General features: G+C 58.8%; 19 protein-coding genes. 9 read left to right on the forward strand and 10 right to left on the reverse strand.

Going from position 1 to position 18928, the window contains the following annotated elements; all coding sequences use genetic code 11:
- Positions 1-26 precede the first annotated feature (26 nt).
- Positions 27-206, reverse strand: a complete 180-nt coding sequence (locus tag H6G53_RS14095) for a hypothetical protein (RefSeq protein ID WP_190533960.1) — start codon at positions 204-206, stop codon at positions 27-29.
- On the opposite strand from H6G53_RS14095, the gene H6G53_RS14100 reads away from it, so the two are divergent.
- The 4 genes from H6G53_RS14100 to H6G53_RS14115 all read left to right on the forward strand — a co-directional run bounded on the left by H6G53_RS14100 (position 196) and on the right by H6G53_RS14115 (position 3472).
- Positions 196-1233 (forward strand): hypothetical protein, encoded by a 1038-nt coding sequence (locus H6G53_RS14100; RefSeq protein ID WP_190533963.1) that lies wholly within the window; start codon positions 196-198, stop codon positions 1231-1233. The two genes, H6G53_RS14095 and H6G53_RS14100, sit on opposite strands and share 11 nt — an antisense overlap.
- Before the next feature lie 280 nt (positions 1234-1513).
- Positions 1514-1759 carry a DUF6761 family protein gene (locus H6G53_RS14105; protein WP_099533826.1) on the forward strand — a complete coding sequence of 82 codons (246 nt, stop codon included), beginning with the start codon at positions 1514-1516 and terminating at the stop codon, positions 1757-1759.
- A 635-nt stretch (positions 1760-2394) separates the two neighbouring features.
- On the forward strand, positions 2395-2868 hold the full coding sequence (locus tag H6G53_RS14110) for an N-acetyltransferase (RefSeq protein ID WP_099533828.1): 474 nt from the start codon (positions 2395-2397) through the stop codon (positions 2866-2868).
- A 91-nt stretch (positions 2869-2959) separates the two neighbouring features.
- Positions 2960-3472 carry an N-acetyltransferase family protein gene (locus tag H6G53_RS14115; protein WP_370567838.1) on the forward strand — a complete coding sequence of 171 codons (513 nt, stop codon included), beginning with the start codon at positions 2960-2962 and terminating at the stop codon, positions 3470-3472.
- Between the two features lie 50 nt (positions 3473-3522).
- Here the strand turns inward: H6G53_RS14115 and H6G53_RS14120 are convergent, their stop codons facing one another.
- From H6G53_RS14120 to ebsA, 3 genes are all read right to left on the reverse strand, one after another.
- The gene (locus H6G53_RS14120) at positions 3523-4263 is read right to left on the reverse strand and encodes a uracil-DNA glycosylase family protein (RefSeq protein ID WP_234406972.1); all 741 of its coding nucleotides are present in this window, start codon (positions 4261-4263) and stop codon (positions 3523-3525) included.
- Between the two features lie 85 nt (positions 4264-4348).
- Positions 4349-5425 (reverse strand): phosphotransacetylase family protein, encoded by a 1077-nt coding sequence (locus tag H6G53_RS14125; RefSeq protein WP_099533829.1) that lies wholly within the window; start codon positions 5423-5425, stop codon positions 4349-4351.
- Between the two features lie 970 nt (positions 5426-6395).
- Positions 6396-6770, reverse strand: coding sequence for a type IV pilus biogenesis protein EbsA (gene ebsA, locus H6G53_RS14130; protein ID WP_099533831.1), 375 nt, complete (start codon positions 6768-6770; stop codon positions 6396-6398).
- Positions 6771-7104: 334 nt separating this feature from the next.
- Here ebsA and H6G53_RS14135 point away from each other — a divergent pair, with 334 nt between their 5' ends.
- From H6G53_RS14135 to modB, 3 genes are read left to right on the forward strand one after another with little or no spacing between them, the layout of a single operon-like run.
- On the forward strand, positions 7105-8601 hold the full coding sequence (locus H6G53_RS14135) for a glycosyltransferase family 2 protein (protein ID WP_190533966.1): 1497 nt from the start codon (positions 7105-7107) through the stop codon (positions 8599-8601).
- A gap of 60 nt (positions 8602-8661) precedes the next feature.
- Complete coding sequence (modA, locus tag H6G53_RS14140) at positions 8662-9498, forward strand: molybdate ABC transporter substrate-binding protein (RefSeq protein ID WP_190533969.1); 837 nt, start codon at positions 8662-8664, stop codon at positions 9496-9498.
- On the forward strand, positions 9495-10178 hold the full coding sequence (gene modB, locus H6G53_RS14145) for a molybdate ABC transporter permease subunit (protein ID WP_190533972.1): 684 nt from the start codon (positions 9495-9497) through the stop codon (positions 10176-10178). The genes modA and modB overlap by 4 nt, the downstream gene beginning before the upstream one ends.
- On the opposite strand, the gene H6G53_RS14150 is transcribed toward modB, so the two are convergent.
- Positions 10150-11514, reverse strand: a complete 1365-nt coding sequence (locus H6G53_RS14150; RefSeq protein ID WP_190533975.1) for an MFS transporter — start codon at positions 11512-11514, stop codon at positions 10150-10152. The two genes, modB and H6G53_RS14150, sit on opposite strands and share 29 nt — an antisense overlap.
- Before the next feature lie 3 nt (positions 11515-11517).
- Between H6G53_RS14150 and H6G53_RS14155 the strand changes: the two genes are divergently transcribed.
- Entirely contained in the window at positions 11518-11691 is a 174-nt protein-coding gene (locus H6G53_RS14155; protein WP_190533978.1) for a hypothetical protein, read from the forward strand.
- 33 nt (positions 11692-11724) lie between these two features.
- Here the strand turns inward: H6G53_RS14155 and H6G53_RS14160 are convergent, their stop codons facing one another.
- The 4 genes from H6G53_RS14160 to tmk all read right to left on the reverse strand — a co-directional run bounded on the left by H6G53_RS14160 (position 11725) and on the right by tmk (position 14996).
- Positions 11725-12171 (reverse strand): GFA family protein, encoded by a 447-nt coding sequence (locus H6G53_RS14160; RefSeq protein ID WP_099532875.1) that lies wholly within the window; start codon positions 12169-12171, stop codon positions 11725-11727.
- 57 nt (positions 12172-12228) lie between these two features.
- A complete protein-coding gene (locus tag H6G53_RS14165; protein WP_190533981.1) occupies positions 12229-12915 on the reverse strand; it encodes a GerMN domain-containing protein in 687 nt (228 codons plus the stop codon).
- A 246-nt stretch (positions 12916-13161) separates the two neighbouring features.
- Positions 13162-14148, reverse strand: coding sequence for a DNA polymerase III subunit delta' (locus tag H6G53_RS14170; protein WP_190533983.1), 987 nt, complete (start codon positions 14146-14148; stop codon positions 13162-13164).
- Positions 14149-14243: 95 nt separating this feature from the next.
- Positions 14244-14996 (reverse strand): dTMP kinase, encoded by a 753-nt coding sequence (gene tmk, locus H6G53_RS14175; protein WP_242030967.1) that lies wholly within the window; start codon positions 14994-14996, stop codon positions 14244-14246.
- Positions 14997-15148: 152 nt separating this feature from the next.
- Between tmk and H6G53_RS14180 the strand changes: the two genes are divergently transcribed.
- Positions 15149-15496 carry a hypothetical protein gene (locus H6G53_RS14180; RefSeq protein WP_190355827.1) on the forward strand — a complete coding sequence of 116 codons (348 nt, stop codon included), beginning with the start codon at positions 15149-15151 and terminating at the stop codon, positions 15494-15496.
- 30 nt (positions 15497-15526) lie between these two features.
- On the opposite strand, the gene H6G53_RS14185 is transcribed toward H6G53_RS14180, so the two are convergent.
- Positions 15527-18802 (reverse strand): ATP-binding protein, encoded by a 3276-nt coding sequence (locus H6G53_RS14185; RefSeq protein WP_190533986.1) that lies wholly within the window; start codon positions 18800-18802, stop codon positions 15527-15529.
- Between the last annotated feature and the right edge of the window lie 126 nt (positions 18803-18928).

Here is an 18928-nt window from a genome sequence, read left to right on the forward strand (position 1 = left end):
ATTTTGAAGGGTTGGATCTTATGGGATCAAACTTGGGCGGGCCCTTGCGGCCGGCCGTCTTTCATTTTGCCATAGGGGTTGCGCTCCCAACGGGCGATCGGCCCGTTGGGGGAGGCTGATACCATGGACTGGTAACTTTTCAAAAATTTCGGCAAGGGCTGGGCTGTGGCTGCAACTTCATCTCCTTGGGTCTCGGTGGCACGCATGGTGGAAGAGCTGCTCTACTCAACTCGCCACCGGGCCACCCTGGGCCCGGCGGCACGGGGCCCAGCGGCCCGACGGGGGCGATCATCGCGCCCGGCCGGCTCGCCGCTGAATTCTCAACCCAGTCGCCCCCAGCCGGCTCGGCGCGATTCGCTGGATGATCCTTGGGCCGATGACCCCGATCGCTACGTGGATGAATATGCGAATCGATATGTTGATCGTGTCGATGATCATGTCGATCGCCCCGTAGACCAGTTGGGCGATCGATCCCTCAATCGCCGGCCACGCCCCAGCCACCATCCCCGTAAAACACGCCTCCGCCATCGCTACGCGGCCCGATCGATCATTACCCGGCGTTGGTTGCCTTGGGTTGCCGGTGGTAGCCTGCTCCTGCTGTCGGATTGGCAGCTAGGATCCGCCGCTGCGGCCGGTGGGGCCGTGGTTTGGCTGGTCTACCGTACCGAGCCGCGCCATTGGCAAGCCCTCGATCGACAGATTCAAGGTTGGTTGCGAGAACTGAACCGGGGCGAAAACGGCAAGCTGACCCTGGCCCTGGTGGGCGGTGGTGCAGCCATGCTGAGTACCTATGTGGCCGCGGCCGTCTTGGGAGAATCGACCGGCTGGTTGGGGGCGGCTACGGTGCTTCAAGGGTTTGGAACCCTGGGCGCATTGGCCCTGCTGGTGCGCCACTGGTTCGGCCAACCCACGATCGAGCATGATCGCCTCTTCCATCGGGCGATCGAGCGATTGAGCGATCGCGATCCCCTTTCCCAACTGGCCGCCGCCCGCCAACTGGGCCATCTGGCCGATCGGGGGCACTTGGATGCCACCCAAACCCGCACCGCCGCCGACTGTGTGCGGTTGCTGTTGCAACAGGGGTGCGATCGCCCCGTCCATGAAGCCGCTTGGGATACCTTGGCGGTGCTCGAACCGGTGGGCGCAGAACCCGGAACCGCCCGATCGGGACGATCAACCCAACCCGTTTTGGTGCGCTTGCCTCGGGTCACGGTTCGATCGCGCCAACCCTAATTCCCAGCGACCAAGCTGATGGGATCGGGGTGGAAGTTTCCCGGGTGTAACAGCGAATTCTTGAGAAAACTAGAAAATTTGAGAAAATTGCACCTGGTTCGTGTTTAAGGTTTCATGGGCTACCGTTTCCTGAAGATCGCGGCCAGCCCACATTGGCAGTCGATCGCAACCAGTTAAGATAGAAATACCAACTTCCATCGGGGTCACCTTCAATCGCGTTGCCAGGGTGCAACAAGCGCACGCGATTCCCGAGTTCTAAGCCTTGCACCAAAGGAGGCCTATGCTTCAAGACCCTAGAGCCGTCCGCCACTTTCAAAAAATCGCCGATACGATCGCTGAACTGTGGAATCGGGGCTACCGCTTTGACGATATGCGGATGTACCTTGACGGTTACTTGGCAGCCCTGCGTTATACCGAGTCCTTGGAAGCGTTTTCGATTAATCGTCTCGAAGAGGAAGCCACGCGCTATCTCTACGACCCATCCAACTACGATATGGTGCAACCTCAGCCGGATTTGGTTGAATAGCGCCGCTGACCGCGCTCCAATGTCACGATCCAATGTATTTGATGATTTGATGGGTGATTTGATCAGTGATTGGATTGTTGCAGTCACGTTCTCAGGAGATTGTTCCTAATCACGTTACTGGCATCATATTCCCCTCAAATCTTTTGCAACTTCCCTTTTGCAACTTCTCTCAATCGATTGTCAGTCAAATTAGGTGTTCAAATTCAGTTTTTCATCTCTTGTTGACTCGAGAACTCGATAACCCAAGTCATTGGGTTCATAGAAATAAGCGTGCTGCTTTCGTAGTCAAGTGATGTTTCAGCCCATGGGACTGAAATCAGGTTGGCTCAAGAATCTGGAGTAACAAGTTTCTCCTTGTCCTTGCTCTAGCATGGTGTTTTTAAAAATTGGTAGACTGATTGGGGCATCCTATGCAAAATGGGGATCCTGGTCAGTTTTTTTGTGGGCTGAATGAAAATTTGGTGAGTCCAGCTAGCTGCTTGTTTATGAAGTGGCTAACCGTTGGATTTTGATGACTTGACTTTGATGGCTTGATTTTGATGGCTTGATTGGGGTGGCTTGATTTTGATTGCTAAATTTTGATGGCTTGATCGGGGTGGTTTGATTTGGGTGGCTTAAGCAGGAAGACAAAGCGCATGGATGTGGTGACCTTAAAACCAGCCCGATCGCCCGATCGGGATTTGGTGCTGCCCTTAATTAGTCAGCTTTATGAGCATGAGTCCATTGAATTTGCGCTCGATCGGGTGGGGCCCGCGCTCGATCGGCTCCTGGCCCAACCGGATTGGGGCACGGTGCTTTTGATTCAGCCGGAAAGTGATCCCCAGCCCGATCGCCCCTCCATTGCCGGTTATGCCTTGTTGGCCTACCTTTACAGCCTCGAATTTGGCGGGATGGTGGCGCTGCTCGATGAGTTGTGGATTAGCGAAGCCTGGCGCGGCCAAGGGCTAGGGCGCAAAACCATGACGGCGATCGAGCAGTTCTGTGGCGATCGCGGGCTGGTGGCCCTGCGGTTGGAAGTGGGCAAAACGAACACAGTTGCCCGATCGCTCTATCAATCCTTGGGGTTCCAGGATCTCGATCGCGACTTTTGGACCAAGCGCCTCGGCTGAGGGCCGGGCTGAAGCGGTCTGTTTTCGGACTGCCGCACCATCCCTAGCTACTGTTGATTCGCCCTGTTGATTCGCCCTGTGATGTAGCCCTGTGATTTCCATCGACAATCCCCAACCGGCCACCGTCCAGATCCGATCGGCCCAGCCTGCGGATGTGGCGGCCCTCTTTCACCTGATTGAAGCCCTGGCCGCCTACGAAAAACTCAGCCACCAGGTCACCGGTTCCCCGGAAGCCCTGCGATCGCACCTGTTTGGCGATCGACCCTTTGCCGAATCCCTGGTGGCCGAAGCCCAGCCCACAGCGGGCGGCGCGGCCAGCATCGTCGGAATGGCGCTGTTTTTCTATAACTATTCAACTTTTCTGACCCGGCCGGGCTTGTATCTCGAAGATCTGTTTGTGTTGCCGGCCTATCGGGGCCAGGGTTTGGGGAAAGGACTCTTGCAGGCGGTGATCGATCGGGCCAAATCGCAACAGTGCGGGCGGGTGGAGTGGAGCGTGCTGGACTGGAATGCTCCGGCGATCGCGTTTTATGAGCACATGGGCGCAACGGTTTTGCCCGACTGGCGAATTTGTCGGGTGCTGTTGCCTGAAGCGATCGCCTGACAATCTGCTCACCAGCTTGCCCCGGCAAATTGTCTCGAGCGATCGGCCAATTAGTCCTGAATCTCAATGGGCGATCGACCCAAAAATTCATCCAGCTTGGCCCGCACCACCTGAATGTCTTGCCACATCAGCCATTTGGGGCTGCCCTTCTCTCTCGACTGATTTCGCAACAGGTAAGCGGGATGGAAAATGGGCATACAAAGCCGCCCTTCCCATTCCAGCCACTGGCCCCGAATTTTGGTGATCCCATCCTTGCGACCGGTCACGCCGCGCACCGCCGTGGCTCCGGTCAGCAAGATAATTTTCGGATCCACTAACCGAATCTGCTCCATCAGGTAGGGCCGGCAGGCCGCCGCTTCCTCGGGGGTGGGGGTGCGGTTGCCGGGCGGCCGACAGCGCACCACGTTGCAGATATAGACTTCCGTGGCCAGGTCAATGCGCACGGATTCCAGGATTTTTTCGAGCAACTGTCCCGATCGCCCCACAAAGGGCAACCCGGTTTCGTCCTCCGTTTGGCCCGGCCCTTCGCCAATGATCATGATCGGGGCCGTGGGCAATCCGCGACCGACCACCACATTGGTGCGACCGCCGGCCAGTTCGCAACGCTGGCATTGGCGGCAATGGGCAAACAGCGCTTCAAGGCTGTTGTAGGTTCCCGGTGGAATGGGTTGCCGACCGTCTAGGGGAATCCGTTCGAGGTCGATCGCGGGCGGAGGTGGGGGGGCCGGCGGTGCAATGCCCCCAAAATCGAACAGACTAATTTGCTCGCTCACGGGATCAGTGGCGGACACGATCAAACAACTTCCTTTTTCTTCCGGTGGCTAGAGTCCGGTGGCTAGAGTCCGGTGGCAACCCGTTTTTGTTGGTCGGGCTGACCTAGACGGCAGCGGGTTCCATTCCCAGGCGGGCCAGCAGTCGATCGAGATCGAAATGCTCACCCATCAAGTGGCGGATGCATTGAATTTTAATCGGTTCCTGCAAACGCACTTGCCCAAAGGCCCGATCGACAATTTCCACCGTGGTCAACGTGTCCAGATCCACCGTCAGCACCGGAACTTCCAACTCTTCGGCGCGGGCGATGATTGTCGGATCCGGCGGCACTTGCCCCGTCAGAATCAAGCAATGGGTTGAGGTTTCCAGGGCTGCGAATTGAATATCTGCCCGATCGCCCCCGGTCACCACGGCCATGTTGTTGCCCTTGCGGAAATACTTGAGGGCCGAATTCACGTTCATGGCCCCGATCTTCAGGTCTTCCACCATCAGTTCCAGGCGATCGCGGCAACAGAGCACTTCCGCATCCAGTTGGCGCACCAGTTCACCCACGCTGACACTCCGCAGCAGGGAGTTGCGCGGCAGCAGCCCCAAAACGGGAATGCCTTGGGACTCTAAAAATGGCCGCGCCACACCGTTCACCGCGTCCAGTTCCTTGGCAGGCAAACGGTTCAGCACCACGCCCGCCAGCCGATCGCCCAGCAGCTCCCGAGCGGCCATCAGCCGATCGACCGTCAGGGTGGGTTCATAGGAACAAACCAGCAACACAGACGCATCCAGCGTTCGCGCCGCTTGGGCCATGGATAGTTCAAACAAACTGCCCTCTTGCAAGGAGGCGGGCCCCTCCATCAGCACCAACTCAGCGCTGGTGTTGCCATAATCCTCCAGCAAGGCGCTGTAGTTGGTGGGGTCTTCCCCTTGCAACCGCTTGAGCACCGCATCGGAGGTTAGTTGTACCAGCGTCGGCAGCAGTCGATCGCTCGGGAGGTTCAATGTCTCGCGGATCAGCCGCACATCCGCATCTTCGCCATCCGTGGCCGTCATCAGGCCACCGAGCGGCTTCCCGTAACCGATCTTGATGTCCTTGGTGGCCAACAGATGAGCCAGCCCTAGCAATACCGCTGATTTGCCGCTGTACTCTTCCGTAGAACCGACGATCAAATGCCTGGGACGAAACGGCACGCTAAAACTCCTGTGTTGTGCAACAAACTGGGGCGAAATGAACCGTCTGCGGTTGGGGGAAATCGGTTGAAATCGGGGAACCGTAGCTCGATCGAAGGGCGATCGAAAAGGTTAGCGATCGTTGGCAGAACCGGCGGGGGTCTCTCGCTGCGTCACAGACCCGTTCAACAGATCCATCGGCCTTTGCGAGGGGGAAACTCCGCAACCCAGAACCGTGGGCGGTCTTCAGTATTCAGAACGTGATTCAGAACGTGAATTGACTTTCAGATGTCGTCAGATTTGAGGGGCGATTTTCAGGTGCGATCGACCCATCAAATCTGGAGGGATACCAGACATAGCAATCCTGTTAATGCAATTAAATCATTAATGTGTATTGCAGCGATTGCAACTGTCCATTACACCTGGTATGGAAGAGTAACGATTGTAACAAGTTGTTAGGGATTGTTTCCGCAGTTTTGCGCCCTGAGTCCCGGTGGGCTGAGGTGTTTGGGGATCGCTCTGCCGGGTCTGAGAATGGGTTTGGAAACCGACGGCCGGCCGCCGATGTGACCTGATCGCCCCTCTAGGGTTAATCATTCCCAAAATTTCCCGCCCATGGGCAGCTTCGAAGCAACCCAATTCAGGGTTTCCCGAACGATTTGGCGGACGATGGGGCTAAAGGGGGCATTATGCGATCGTTTCCTAACATTACCAAAAAAATAATGCCTGATTTAATGCCTGATTTCGGTTGAATGCCGAACTTACTGTTGAGCCTGATGCGGGATTTGGTTCTGGAATTTGGTTCTGGGATTTGATTTCGGTCTGATTTTGATTTGGCCAAAGCCTGATCGGGTTTCGCTGGTCAGAGGCTGAAGAGTGGATCTAACCAGCGATCGCCCCAATCTAAGGGCTAATTCAAGGCCCGATCTAGGGGCCAGACCGAAGGGCCCAGCAAGGGCCGATCGGGAGGAATATTTTAGCTCGCTTGATCCTATTCCAAATGGCTCAGAAGCTTGCGATAAAAGGCCTTTGAAAAATCCGTCACCCGCGTTTTTTTATAGTCAATTAACACATCAATTAGAAAGCTAATAAATTCAAAATTAGCCATGGACACTTCGTAGCTTAATTCTGCATTGCCATCAAACTGAATTCGACAGCGGGTTAGGTCGGCCGGCAGGGTGGAAACACGCCAGGTGGCCACAAAGGGAATATCGTCACCGCCTTCAATGCGACGTTTACCTTCGATCGATCCCTTTTGGTATAGCCCGATCGCAAAGGGCAACACGTTGCGTTTTGCGCCCTGATAGTAGGGCAGATAAACGCCAACGGCTCCCTTAGCAGCCGGTTCTAGTTTGTCCAACGACATGTGGCGTGGCCTCCTGTGGCCCGTGAGAGGATGACGAGACGATGGGGGGTGGTGACAGTATTGGGGCGATCGCGCCGTGGCCGTCAACCATCGGCAATTGCCGTATTTGCCATTATTGCCAAGCCAGACCCCTTCAACAAGGGGCGTTGGGGTCTCAAGAACTCCTCAAAAACTCCTCAAGAATGTCGTAAGAATACCGTTGATTCACCGGGCCCAAACTGCACCAATTGGTAGGATGGATCGCTTGCGTGATTTGGCCGCAAGCGGTCTAATGCTAGGGAAGATTGCCGTTGATTAACCCCAACTCATTACTTGCACCATCTTCCTGAATCATATGACGGAACCACTTCTTGACCGGGATGCTCTCGATCGAACCACGGCGGAATCGGGCGACCAGTGGGATTGGAGCGGTGGCCTCGAAGGGCGGCGGCGCAAGGCGGCCACCGCTCTCTTCGCCCTCTGGTCCACGGTGGTGATGTTGCACTATGCGGCTTGGGGGCCGGCCTTTGTGTGGGTGGTGACGGTGTTGGCGGGGGCCTATGTGCTGCGGGTGATGGCGGCTCCTCAGGCGGCGGTGACCGCGCGATCGACCGACCAACGCGCGGCGATCGCCCCAGATCTTTCCCGATCGCCGGTTGCTTGGGCGGCGGATGCTTGGCCTTCGGTGGCGGTGTTGGTGTCAGCCAAGGATGAGGAAGCGGTGATTGGGGCGCTGGTGAAACGCCTCTGCGCGATCGACTATCCAGCCGATCGCTACGAAGTTTGGATTATTGACGACGGCAGCAGCGATCGCACGCCCCAGGTGTTGCAACAACTGCAAACGGTTTATCCGCAATTGCGCGTTTTGCGGCGGCCGCCGGGGGCCGGGGGCGGCAAGTCCGGCGCGTTGAATGCGGCTGTGGCCCAGGCTCGGGGCGAAATTCTGGTGGTGTTTGACGCGGATGCTCAAATGCAGCCGGATCTATTGCGGCAGGTGGTTCCAGTTTTTGCCCGATCGAGCGTTGGCGCGGTGCAGTTGCGCAAGGCGATTGTGCAAGCGGAAGCCCTTGATGTTCATCCCGATCGCGACAACTTTTGGATTCGAGGTCAGCAGGCAGAAATGGCCCTCGACAGCCACCTCCAAGGACAACGGGCCCGCTTGGGTGGCGTGGGTGAGCTGCGGGGCAATGGTGAATTTATTCGGCGTGCTGCCCTCGAACAATGCGGCGGATTCAACGAAGCCACCATTACCGACGACTTGGATTTGGCCGTGCGGCTGCACCTGAACGGTTGGGATATTGAATGCTTAATGTTCCCGGCGGTTTTGGAAGAGGGTGTGACCCGCCTCAAGGCCCTGTGGCATCAGCGGAACCGCTGGGCCGAAGGGGGCTACCAACGCTATCTCGACTATTGGCGGGCGATCGCCGGGAATCGCGGTGGAGCTGCCAAAACCTTGGATTTAGCCGTGTTTTTGCTATTCCAATACCTCGTTCCCCAAATGATTGTGGCTGACTGGGTTGTGGCCGGCATTCGGGGCGATGGACCCGTGCTGACTCCGCTGGCTACGGCGGGGCTGTTGCTCTCGGCCTTGGGGATGGTTTTGGGGTTGCGATTGGTGGCGGCGGGCACCGAATCTCCCACCCATTGGGGCGATCGCCTGGTCAGTTGGTTGCGCACCCTCAGCAAAACCGCCTTGGGTTTGGTGTATATGCTGCACTGGTTCCCCGTCATTGCCAGCATGGGTTTGCGGATTGCGGTGCGGCCCAAGCAGTTGAAATGGGTGAAAACGGCCCACGCCGGTTCCGGGGAACTGGCGATCGAGCTAGATGATCTCGACTCCGACCATTCCTAGGCAGCGCACTAAGGGCGCACTTAAAGAGGGCATATGCTGGCAAATTGGCGCTTTTGGGTCATGGGTCTGATCGTGGGAATGGTGGCGGGATGTCGTGTGGACTGGAACGGCCCCAATGGCCAAGCAAAACCCCAACAAACCCTGACCGTTTCTGCGGCCGCCAGCTTGCAACCCGCCCTCACCACCCTGCAAGCGGAATATCGCCTGGTGGAACCCACGGTGCAGTTAAGCCTCAATTTCGGTTCTTCCGGTGCGCTCAAGCAGCAAATTTTGCAAGGGGCCCCCGTGGATCTGTTCATTTCAGCCGATGCCAAAACCATGGCGGAGTTGGCGGGGGCGGGCCTGGTGGATCCGGCAACCCAACGAGATCTGCTCTCCAATGAGTTGGTCTTGGTGGCCCGGCCCGGGGTTCCCCTGCGCAAGTGGCAAGATGTGGCTGGGCCGGAGGTGAAATTTTTGGCGATCGGGGATCCGGAACGAGTGCCAGTCGGTCGCTATGCCCGCGCCACGTTGGTGTCTTTGGATCTTTGGAGAGCCGTGCAACCGAAGTTGGTTTTGGGCCAGGATGCCAGACAGGTGTTGACAGCGGTGGTGACCGGCAATGCGGATGCGGGGGTGGTATATGCCTCCGATGTGCGTCGATCGACTGAACCGCCACTGGGTTTGGTGTTGGTGGGAGATGCGCCGCCGGGATCCCATCCGCCCATCACTTACCCGATCGCGGTGATGGCCAAAACGCGCCAACCGGCCGCCGCTCGCCAATTTGCTGACTGGTTGGGGAAACCCACCGCCCGATCGATCTTTGTCCGCTATGGGTTTGTGCCCCTGAGCTTGGGGAGTTCCTTACCCTTGCCGCGTCCGGTGGCTGCCCCTGAGCGATCGCCCGCCCACTCATGACCAGCCCCGCCAGTTGGGTGACCCAGTGGGATTGGTCGCCTTGGAGTTTGTCCGTGGGGGCGGCCCTGTGGGCCACGGGGTTGGCCGTGAGCTTGGGCTTGCTGATTGCCTGGGCGATGCTGTCCTGTCGGGAACCCTGGCGCAGTGCGATCGATACGGTGTTAGTGTTGCCGCTGGTGTTGCCGCCAACGGTGGTGGGGTTTGGGCTGTTGGTGTTGTTGGGTCGCCAGGGGCCGATCGGGTTGGCTTTGGAATCGATCGGGGTGTCGGTGGTGTTTTCGCCCCTGGGCACGGTGGTGGCGGCCACGGTGGTGGCCTTTCCCTTGGCCTATCGCACCTTGCTTTCCACCTTTGAGCAATTGGATCCTGACCTGTTGCGGGCGGCCCGCACCTTGGGCCTGAATGGTTGGCAAATTTTTTGGCGGGTGCGGTTGCCCCTGGCGCGATCGGGCTTGGTGGCGGCGGCCTTGCTCACCTTCGCGCGATCGCTCGGAGAATTTGGGGCCACGGTGATGTTGGCGGGCAACATTCCCGGTCGCACCCAAACAATTCCCAGTGCCATTTTTGCCGCCGTGGAAGCGGGTGACTGGCCCCGGGCCCAACTGTGGGTGTGGTTATCGATCGCGATGGCCCTGCTGGCAATTGTGGGGCTTAATCAAGCGGCCCGTCGCCCTTGGTAGGGGGATTGTTGGGTTCTGAGTTCGTTACAGAATTCGTTACAGAATGGGTTGCAGAATTCGGTGATTTGATCGGTTCGATGAACTCGATCGGCTCGATCGGCCCCGTCGCTGCGGGTGACCAGATTAACCAACCCGCCGCCACCGCAAAGGAACCCGCCGCCTGACCAGGATGCAGCGGCAACCCCGTAGCACTCAGCAGGGCATTGACAGCCGCAAAACCACCAAAAAAGCACCCAATTCCCAATCCCACGCGATCGGGCATCAGGTCGATCGCCAGCGGAATGCCCCCATTGAATAGCCCCGCCCAGGCCACCATCATCACCAACGCCAGCGGCCAAGTGATGATTCCCAATTGCGGCAGCGTCAGCATTGGCAGCCCCATGCCCAAGGCGATCGCCCCCGCCAACATCACCGATCGATTGCCCCACCGGCCCGCCAACAGCCCCATCACTAACGCCCCGATCGCCACCGTCAGACCCACCCCCAACCCAATCACACTGCCGGGCCATTGGGGCAACTGGCTTTGCAAAGCAGCGGGCACAATCCCAAAAAACAGCCGCAGCCCCCAACCCACGGCTGCCCCCAAACCCAACAGCCGCACCACTTCTCCCCACCGAATTGGCCCAGGGGAATTTTGGGCAACGGCGCTGGCTCCCAAGACCCGATCGGGCCCCGCCAATTGCAAGACTCCCGCCGCCGCCACCAGGGCCAACGATCCCAACCCAAAGGCATAGGCCGGGCCCAACTGCAAAACGCGATCGCGAGCCAAGGGAGCCACCGCCCCCACCAAGCCCGCCGACAAAACCAACAAGCTGTTGGCCTGGGGCAGTTGACTGCTCAAGGCGTATTGACCAATGAGGGCGATCGCGGGCGATCGAAACACCGCCATGGCCACCGCCCACAGCACCACCGTCACCATCAACAGGCCTTGAACGATTGCCCCGCGCCCCAACGCTGCCGCCACCATGGCCCCAAACATCAACACCGTTAGCCCCACCCCCGCCACCACCAGGGGATAGCGGCTGCCCACGCGCAACCGCGCCCGATCGCTCAAGCCTCCAATCACCGGCTCCAACACTGCGGCCAGGCCATCTTCCAAAATCAACACCGCCCGATCGACCCCCGGCAACCCCACGGCCGCCAACAACTGGGGTAAATAGAACCGATACAGTACCCAAGCCAGGGAAATGGCTCCTTGCAATCCCGCCAATCCCAACACGGGCCGCCACAGGAGGTTGCGTTCCGGTTGATGTGATTCAGGCTGATTGGATTCTAGTTGAGCGAACCCAGGCTCTTTTGGCTCGGGATTCGGGACAGGCTCGGGTGATTGGGTCATGGGATGGGGCCAGGGCAAAGACCGATCGCCTCGGGGGGCGATCGCGCGGATAGTTCCGGTCTAACCGATCGATTCGGCTCCTGGCGAACCTTTCCGGGCGATCGTCCACATCAGCCCCATATCAGCCCCACAGCAACAAAAATCCTGAATCAATGGATCCTGGATCAATGGACTTAACTGATTCCTCAACGTCGGGGCTGAATTCTGACGCTAATTCGCCGTGGCCGCTCTCAAAGTGTCAATATTGGCTTCCCAATTGCGCCCATCAAAGGGTTCAATCAACACCTGCGACGGATCGGCCAAATCAACTCCATCCAGGCAGCGGGCATTCACGCTATAGCCATCCGGGTGCGATCGGGGCACATAAAATGACTTGATGCCACAGGTGCGACAAAACAAATGCTTGGCCGTGCCCGTGTTGAAGGTGTAGGTGGTTAATGCCGTTTCGCCCTGCAACAGTTGAAAGCGCGATCGGGGAACGAGTAAATGCAAAAATCCCGTTTTGTCGCAAATGGAGCAATTGCAAGACTGCACCTGCAAGGGCGATGGCCCCTGCACCTGAAAGCGCACCGCTCCGCAATGGCAACCGCCCTCATAGGTGACGGCAGAGTCACGGTTGGATTCAGTCTCCGCTGTGGGGTTGGGTTCTTGGGTCATGGCGAATGGTCGATCGAGAAGAAACGGATTGCTAGGGGTTGAATTAGGGCTTGGAGTCTAGGGCTTGAATTGTCGATCGAACGTGGACCGGTCGATCGGTTGCGGCACTTCCAAACCCTCGCCTCCCAACACCGTCAAAGGTTGACCTTCCACCAAAATCCAAACCTTCGCAGCGGGATTCAAGGTGCTGGCCGTGTAAACAATTTGCCCTAACCGTCCCATCATCGATGCACTGCCGCCGCCGCTGGTGAATTCCGACGACAGGTTCACCCGCACCCCTTCCGGCGCAATCATCACGTCCAGCAGCTTGGTGTTGATGGGAATGGCGCTGCTTAAGTTGTTGTCGGTGGGTTGCCCGGCCAAAACTTGCTCGATCGCCCCGCGCAGCACCTCATCTGGCTCACTGCTGGCCACGGTTTTGGCCGGTTGACCCGCCATCGCAAAATGGGTTCCCGTGTCCTTCAGCCAATAGACCTGGGACTGTTCAGCGATCGGGGCGGTGGCCACAGGGGCAGGAGTTGCCTTTGGTGATTGGGGCACGGCGCTGGGGGGCGGCGTGGGGGCAACGCTGGCCGCCACCGAAGGGCTGGGGCTGGGGATGGTTGTTGCGGCGGAAGGGCTGGGGGTTGGGGCCGGGGCCATGGAAGCGTTCCACCAGGCAACGCCGGCCCCCACCGCCACGGCCGTTGAACCAACGGCGGCCACAAGACTGATGGGTAGATTGCGACGGGGACGATCGGACATGGTGACAAAACCTCCTGAGGCGGTGCAAACGCAAGGCCCATAGCCAGCCTGGAACCGCACTGGAAACCGTTAGCGCAATGGCTCTTGAATTCTTGTTCTGGGTGGGGGGATGGAAACCCGGATCATTCGATGGTGGTGATTTGGGGGCGACTTGGGGGTCGGCAATCGGGTTCAGCAGTGGGCGATCGGGCTGTTACGGCCATTCTAGGCCGCTCCTCAAAAGTCGGCGTGAATACTCCCCTGAAATTAGGCTCCTTGGGCCAGTTCCATCAGGGCCACTTCCCAGGCCAAGCGAGGTTGCACATAGCCCATCAGTTGCTTGCGGAGGGCTTCCAAACGGCGCAGGGTTCGATCGCGCTGGGGCCAAGGCCGATCGCCCTGTTGCCACCAGGTTTGTTGCAAATAGTTCACGAGCCACAGTTGCTGTTCTAGGTCGATCGCCTTATCAAGCTGCCGGGCCAAATCCAGGGCGGCAAAGGCGGACTGGGGCGGTTGGCGCAGGGCCATGAGCAAGTCCTGCGGCAGGGTTTGCAACCGTTGCCAATGGGCGATCGCCTGGCCGGGACAGCCCTGGGCCAAGGCCAACACTTCGGGAGTGTTGCGCAAGTCGCCATGGCCCGCCCGATCGAGCACTTGGAGCAACTCCGAGGGAGGCAACCGGCGAAAGGAAACCCGCGCGCAACGGGAAACCAAGGTGGGCAAAATCGCCTCGGGGCCAGGAGCCAACAGAATGATGGTGGCGCGGCCCGGTTCTTCGAGGGTTTTTAAAAGGGCATTGGCGGCCCCTTCGGCCATGGTTTGCGCCGCTTCAATCACCACAAACGATCGGGGTGCTTCCATGGGTGGCCGGCCGAGGCTGGTGGCCAATTGGCGAATTTGTTCTAGGCGAACTTGGGGCGGTGTTTTCTTTTCCAAACCGCTGGCTTGGGCTTGGCTGATGGAAATCAGTTGTCCCCGATCGAGGTAGGTTGGCTCCAGCCAAATCAGGTCGGGGTGCATTCGCTCGCGTACCCGTCGTCCCAAACTGGCGGCCAATTCCGGGCGATCGGGCGGACAAAGAATCCATTGGCCAAAGCATTCTGCCGCCAGCTTGCGCCCCACCCCATCGGGCCCGGCAAACAGATAGGCCGGCGCAATTCGATCGCGGGCGATCGCCATCGTCAAAAAATCAATGACCGAATCTTGGCCCACCAGGGGCCCAAACCCAGCCCGAATCGTCGCTGGCTCCAGCATCTAACCGGCCTCCATCCCCATGGCCCCTTGTTCCCGTCCTGTGATCTCGGCCGCAATGACCTGCATGAACAACCTGCATTCCCCTGGCTGTTCGATTAGAACGCGGGCTGCACTGGAACCGGCCACCAACGGGCCAAGCGTTTGGTCAACACCGCTTGGGTTTGGGCAAAGGTGGCGGCCAGGTCTCCATCGGCCACGATTCGCACCACTCGATCGGGATCCTGAGCAGCCAAGGCTGCAAACCCCGATCGCACCCGTTCATGGAAATCGATCGCACTGCGTTCTAGGCGATCGGCCGGGCCCCGCCGCGCCGCCCGCCGCGCCAAGCAACAGTCGATCGAGGCATCGAACCACAGGGTTAAGTCACTGGCTAAGCCCGCCGTGGCAATTCGATTCAGGGTTTCAATCAGGATTAAATCCTGCTGGCGGCCAAAGCCTTGATAGGCCACGGTGGAATCCACAAATCGATCGCTCACCACCAACGCCCCGGCGGCCAAGGCCGGTTGCAGCACCTGCGCCACATGCTGGGCCCGATCGGCCGCGTAAAGTAACAGCTCTGTGCGATCGGCTACCTCCCAATCGCCCGACAGGAGCAAGTGGCGAATTTGTTGACCCAAGGCCGTGCCTCCCGGCTCCCGCGTCACCACCAAGGGGCGATCGCCCAGAATGCCGCTGGCCTTGAGCCAATCCACCGCCTGCTCCAGTTGGGTGGTTTTGCCTGCGCCGTCAATTCCTTCAAAGGTGACCAACCGGCCCGGATTTGTCGGAACTGTCGGTGATAAATCCAGTGGTGACAGACCCGATCGCGGCATGGTGTCCAATCCCATAACAACTGTTTCCGTCCCCATCGCCAGCTTCCCTAAGCAAAACCCTTGGGATCTGGTTCTGTTTTGCTAACGATCCCTTGGTTCCGGGCCCCAAGTCCACAGTCGAGAGCAAAAGCGCTTGGGTATTATAGGGTTGGACGCGGTTCTACGCAGTTTCACGCAATCGAATCTTCATGGCTCGTTATACCTGTCTATTTTCCTTCTCACAGCCGTCAGATCAACTGCTTGGCCAGCTTGAACCCTCGCTGACCGATTGCGGTCTCAACGTCGTCCACAAAACCGTTGATTATCTCCTTGCGCGTGAACGACCGGGCAAAGTGTCCTATTACCGTTTGGTGACGGTGGAATTGGTGATCGATCGCGCCGATGAAGTTCGCAATCGCACTCGCTTAAACCTGATTGTCAAGAATGAAGAGCTGGCCCTTCAGCAAAATAATCATTGTCGGCAAATGTCCGAGCAAATTGGCCAAACCTTACAGGACAGCGGTTTGCTGGAACTGCTGAGTAGTGTCACGGGCTAGGCAATCTAGGCAATCCGGGCGATCGCGCCGTTAAGGAGCGAAGGTTGGCGGTTGCGCCAAATCGGCAATTTGTTCTAATTGGAAATTTTCTAGCAAGTCCTCGATCGCCTGGCAGAGGTCGTGATAGTCGGGCGGTAACTCCGTGAGCAGCGTGCGCACCTGATCTTCATCGGCGCTGCGGGCGGCTAAGTCCAACGCCAAGCGCCACTCGATCGGCAGTTCCGCAAACCGATCGCGCAGGTTCAGGCTGGGTTGGCCATCGGGCACTGAATGCGGAGCCACGGGCACGGCGATCGGGCAGATGGGGCCCTGGGGAGCCAGCAGGCCGCGAATCAGATCCAACAGCAGAGGACAGAGCGGGGGCGAATTGGGCAGCAAGGTGCAGTCCAGCTCTTGCAAACAATGGTGATCTTGGGGACTGGGGGCAATGGCCACAATCGCACAGGGACGATGCACCAGGTTCTTGCGCTCGATCGCCCGGATGCGGCGAACCGTGGCCAGCCCTTCCCCGTCCGGTAGCCGCAGATCCACCCACAGCAGTCGCGGTTGCCAGGAAGTCCATTGGCGCAAGGCATCCCACCCGTGATGAACACATTGGCTTTCCAAACCCACCTGCTTCAGATAGTTCACATAGGCCTGGCCCCGATCGCGCAGGGGATCCACAATTAACAAGCGCCCAATCCAGGGTTCGGGCGGCGCGGACTCCAGCAGGGCCAGGGGTTTACGAACCGGTGGCTCCGGATGCGCCAACAGGCCATCCAGGCGGGGCAAGGGCACTTGCAGCCGAAAAATGGTCAGGATGCCCGGACGACTTTCCGCCACCAAAGAACCGCCCATCAGCAGGGCCAGCCGCTGCCCGATCGCCAAGCCCAATCCCGTGCCTTGGCGCAGGCGACGGCCGGCCCTGGCCTGCACAAAGGGTTCAAAGATGTCAGGCATTTCTTCGGGGTGAATGCCTTCTCCGGTGTTGCTAATTTCAAAAACAAGCAGGTCACCTTCGCCTAAATCAACGGAGAGAGTGACTTGACCGGGCATCCCAACGAATTTGAAGGCGTTATCGAGCAAGTTGGTTAAAATTTGCCGCAACCGCCGGCCATCACCTTTCACCCAATGGGGAATCGTGCCCGCCACGACCATTTGGAAATGGAGACGGGCACTGCGCGATCGCATCTCAAAAATTTCATGCAAGTCGTTTAGCAGGGCCAACAGGTCAAAATCGATCGGCTCCAGTTCCAGATGATCCGTTTCCACACGGGCGATCGAGAGCAAATCATCAATCAGTTGCAGCAGGTAGGATCCATTGCGGGCGATCGCGTCCAGATGTTCCAGAGCCGGATCCATGGGGGCGGAAATCAGACCCAAAACGCGCGATCGCAACAGTTGCCCAAATCCCAAGATGGCGTGGAGCGGCGTGCGCAACTCATGGGTCACATTGGCCAAAAAGACCGTCTTGGCCCGGTTGGCCTGTTCCGCCGCATCCCGGGCCGCCGCCAAGTGGTGATTCGCCACCGCCAAGGCCGCCGTCCGCTCCGAAACCTGTCGTTCCAGGTTTTGGTTGTAGCTCACCAACAATTCCTCAGTCACCTTGCGATCGGTGATGTCCTGTAACACCACGATCGCCCCGGTCACGGCCTGCTCACTGTCAAATAGCGGCACGGCCAACACCTCCAAGGGCAGGCGGCGGCCGTGGGTTTGCTGCACATCCAGCCGCGTGGGTGCAACGGTTTTTCCCTCCAGGGCCAGGATTCCCGGTAACTGTTGTATGGGAAACGGGGCCTCACTACCGGCCAAGAACAGACGGTGATGCAAGGTTTCGCAGGTGCGCCCCAACGGTTGCAGCCCGATCGGCAGTTGCAAGAGGCCCCCCGCCACGGAATTAACGTACTGCAAGGAACCGTCTTGGCTCAAAACCAACACCCCCATCGGCAGCGACTCTAGCACTTGGGTTAAGTGACTTTTGCTGTCTTGGAGGGCGCTGAAGGACAAACGCAGGGTGGCCGACATGGCGTTGAAGGTTTGGGCCAAGGCATCAAACTCTTGCACCCCCGTGTTGCTGTCTACGGGTTGAAACTGGATGCGGGCAGCGGCGCGGGTGGCTTGGTTCAGTTGCTCCAGGGGGCGCAAAACCTGCTGTACCGTCCACCACCCAATTCCCATGGCCAACAGCAGCGCCGTGCCGGCCAACAGCAACATAATTTCGGCGGTTTCTTGCACATCGCTCAGAAAGGCCGATTCGGGAACCAACACCGCAATCCACCAATCGGGGGTCGTGGGGTGGTTGCAGCGCTTGAGGTGCAGTAGGTAGCGCTTGCCGTGAAATTGATAGAGCTGGCTGGAGCGATCGGGCAGATAGCGAAATCCTCCGAACCGATCGAGCAGGTAGTAGCCCGCGCTTTGGATGGCGCGATCGGGGAAGCTTTGCAAGGACAAGGGGTGCAGTTGGTTCAGTTCGCCCCGCTGTTCCACCCGATAGGGCAACTGATCGCTGGAGGTGGCTACCACCGTCCCCTCATCGGTGAACACAAAAACCTGGCCCTGAGGCGGTAGGGGAATCGATCGCAGCAATTGCCCCACGGCCATCAGGTTCAAGTTGGCGCTAAACACCCCCAACAACCGGCCGGAGCGATCGTCATACAGCGGCCAGGCATAGTGCATCACCCAATCGGCGCTCCATTGCCAGTTGCGGTTTTGCTGGCGCTGATCCAAGCTGCTCCAGGTGGGCTGGCCAACCCCCACCGCCGCATTAAACCAAGCCTGGGATTGGGGTTCGCTGGTCCAATAGAGCCGAGGGCGACCGGCTGGATGTCCCCGATCGCTCACGGACCATTGCCAGACACTTTGGTTATGGCTTTGGCCGTTGGCAAAGCGCCGCCACCCCCCTAACCGTGACACCCCGCGCAAATTCCCCTGGGGGTCGCTATAAACCAACTGGCCCAAGTCGGGAAACTCCCGCAACCGTCGCCAGAGGTATTGTTCGATCGCCCGCCAATCCTCTTGGGGCCATTGCCCCGTCAGAAAATCATTGGTTTGCAGTTGGGCAACGGTGTTGTAGGTACGAAAAAGGTTGGTGAGCTGTAAATGGGCCTGCTGGCTGCTCATTTGCAGCAGTTGCTTGGTGTTTTCGGTGGCAACGGTGCGATTGCTGCGGAGGGCTAAGTAGGCGATCGCCCCCACCACCAGCACCAATTGGATCACGAATGGCACAATGATCAGCCACCGCAGGGAGACCGCCCAACCGCCGCCCGCCGAAGGAGCGGTGGCCTGCGATCGAACCTGGGATGGCGACTCGGGGGCAGTTGGTCTCAATCGTGCTCTCCTCTAAGGCCGAGGCGCAAGCAAGGGGGTAATCAGCATTTGAGGCCGAGGCCACCTTGGGTAAGGTCAACTTGGGTAAGTCCAAATTGGGGCCGAAATTGCAGCCAAGGCGATTGA

The sequence above is a fragment of the Limnothrix sp. FACHB-406 genome (genome assembly GCF_014698235.1).
In the GTDB taxonomy this organism is placed as follows: domain Bacteria; phylum Cyanobacteriota; class Cyanobacteriia; order CACIAM-69d; family CACIAM-69d; genus CACIAM-69d.

Bases quoted from the DNA above. Each gene is read 5' to 3' on its own strand.
- H6G53_RS14095 (WP_190533960.1), bottom strand. From the start codon at position 206: ATGCGTGCCACCGAGACCCAAGGAGATGAAGTTGCAGCCACAGCCCAG.
- H6G53_RS14105 (WP_099533826.1), top strand. From the start codon at position 1,514: ATGCTTCAAGACCCTAGAGCCGTCCGCCACTTTCAAAAAATCGCCGAT.
- H6G53_RS14110 (WP_099533828.1), top strand. From the start codon at position 2,395: ATGGATGTGGTGACCTTAAAACCAGCCCGATCGCCCGATCGGGATTTG.
- ebsA (WP_099533831.1), bottom strand. From the start codon at position 6,770: ATGTCGTTGGACAAACTAGAACCGGCTGCTAAGGGAGCCGTTGGCGTT.
- H6G53_RS14135 (WP_190533966.1), top strand. From the start codon at position 7,105: ATGACGGAACCACTTCTTGACCGGGATGCTCTCGATCGAACCACGGCG.
- modA (WP_190533969.1), top strand. From the start codon at position 8,662: ATGGGTCTGATCGTGGGAATGGTGGCGGGATGTCGTGTGGACTGGAAC.
- modB (WP_190533972.1), top strand. From the start codon at position 9,495: ATGACCAGCCCCGCCAGTTGGGTGACCCAGTGGGATTGGTCGCCTTGG.
- H6G53_RS14150 (WP_190533975.1), bottom strand. From the start codon at position 11,514: ATGACCCAATCACCCGAGCCTGTCCCGAATCCCGAGCCAAAAGAGCCT.
- H6G53_RS14155 (WP_190533978.1), top strand. From the start codon at position 11,518: ATGGGGCCAGGGCAAAGACCGATCGCCTCGGGGGGCGATCGCGCGGAT.
- H6G53_RS14160 (WP_099532875.1), bottom strand. From the start codon at position 12,171: ATGACCCAAGAACCCAACCCCACAGCGGAGACTGAATCCAACCGTGAC.
- H6G53_RS14165 (WP_190533981.1), bottom strand. From the start codon at position 12,915: ATGTCCGATCGTCCCCGTCGCAATCTACCCATCAGTCTTGTGGCCGCC.
- H6G53_RS14170 (WP_190533983.1), bottom strand. From the start codon at position 14,148: ATGCTGGAGCCAGCGACGATTCGGGCTGGGTTTGGGCCCCTGGTGGGC.
- tmk (WP_242030967.1), bottom strand. From the start codon at position 14,996: ATGGGGACGGAAACAGTTGTTATGGGATTGGACACCATGCCGCGATCG.
- H6G53_RS14180 (WP_190355827.1), top strand. From the start codon at position 15,149: ATGGCTCGTTATACCTGTCTATTTTCCTTCTCACAGCCGTCAGATCAA.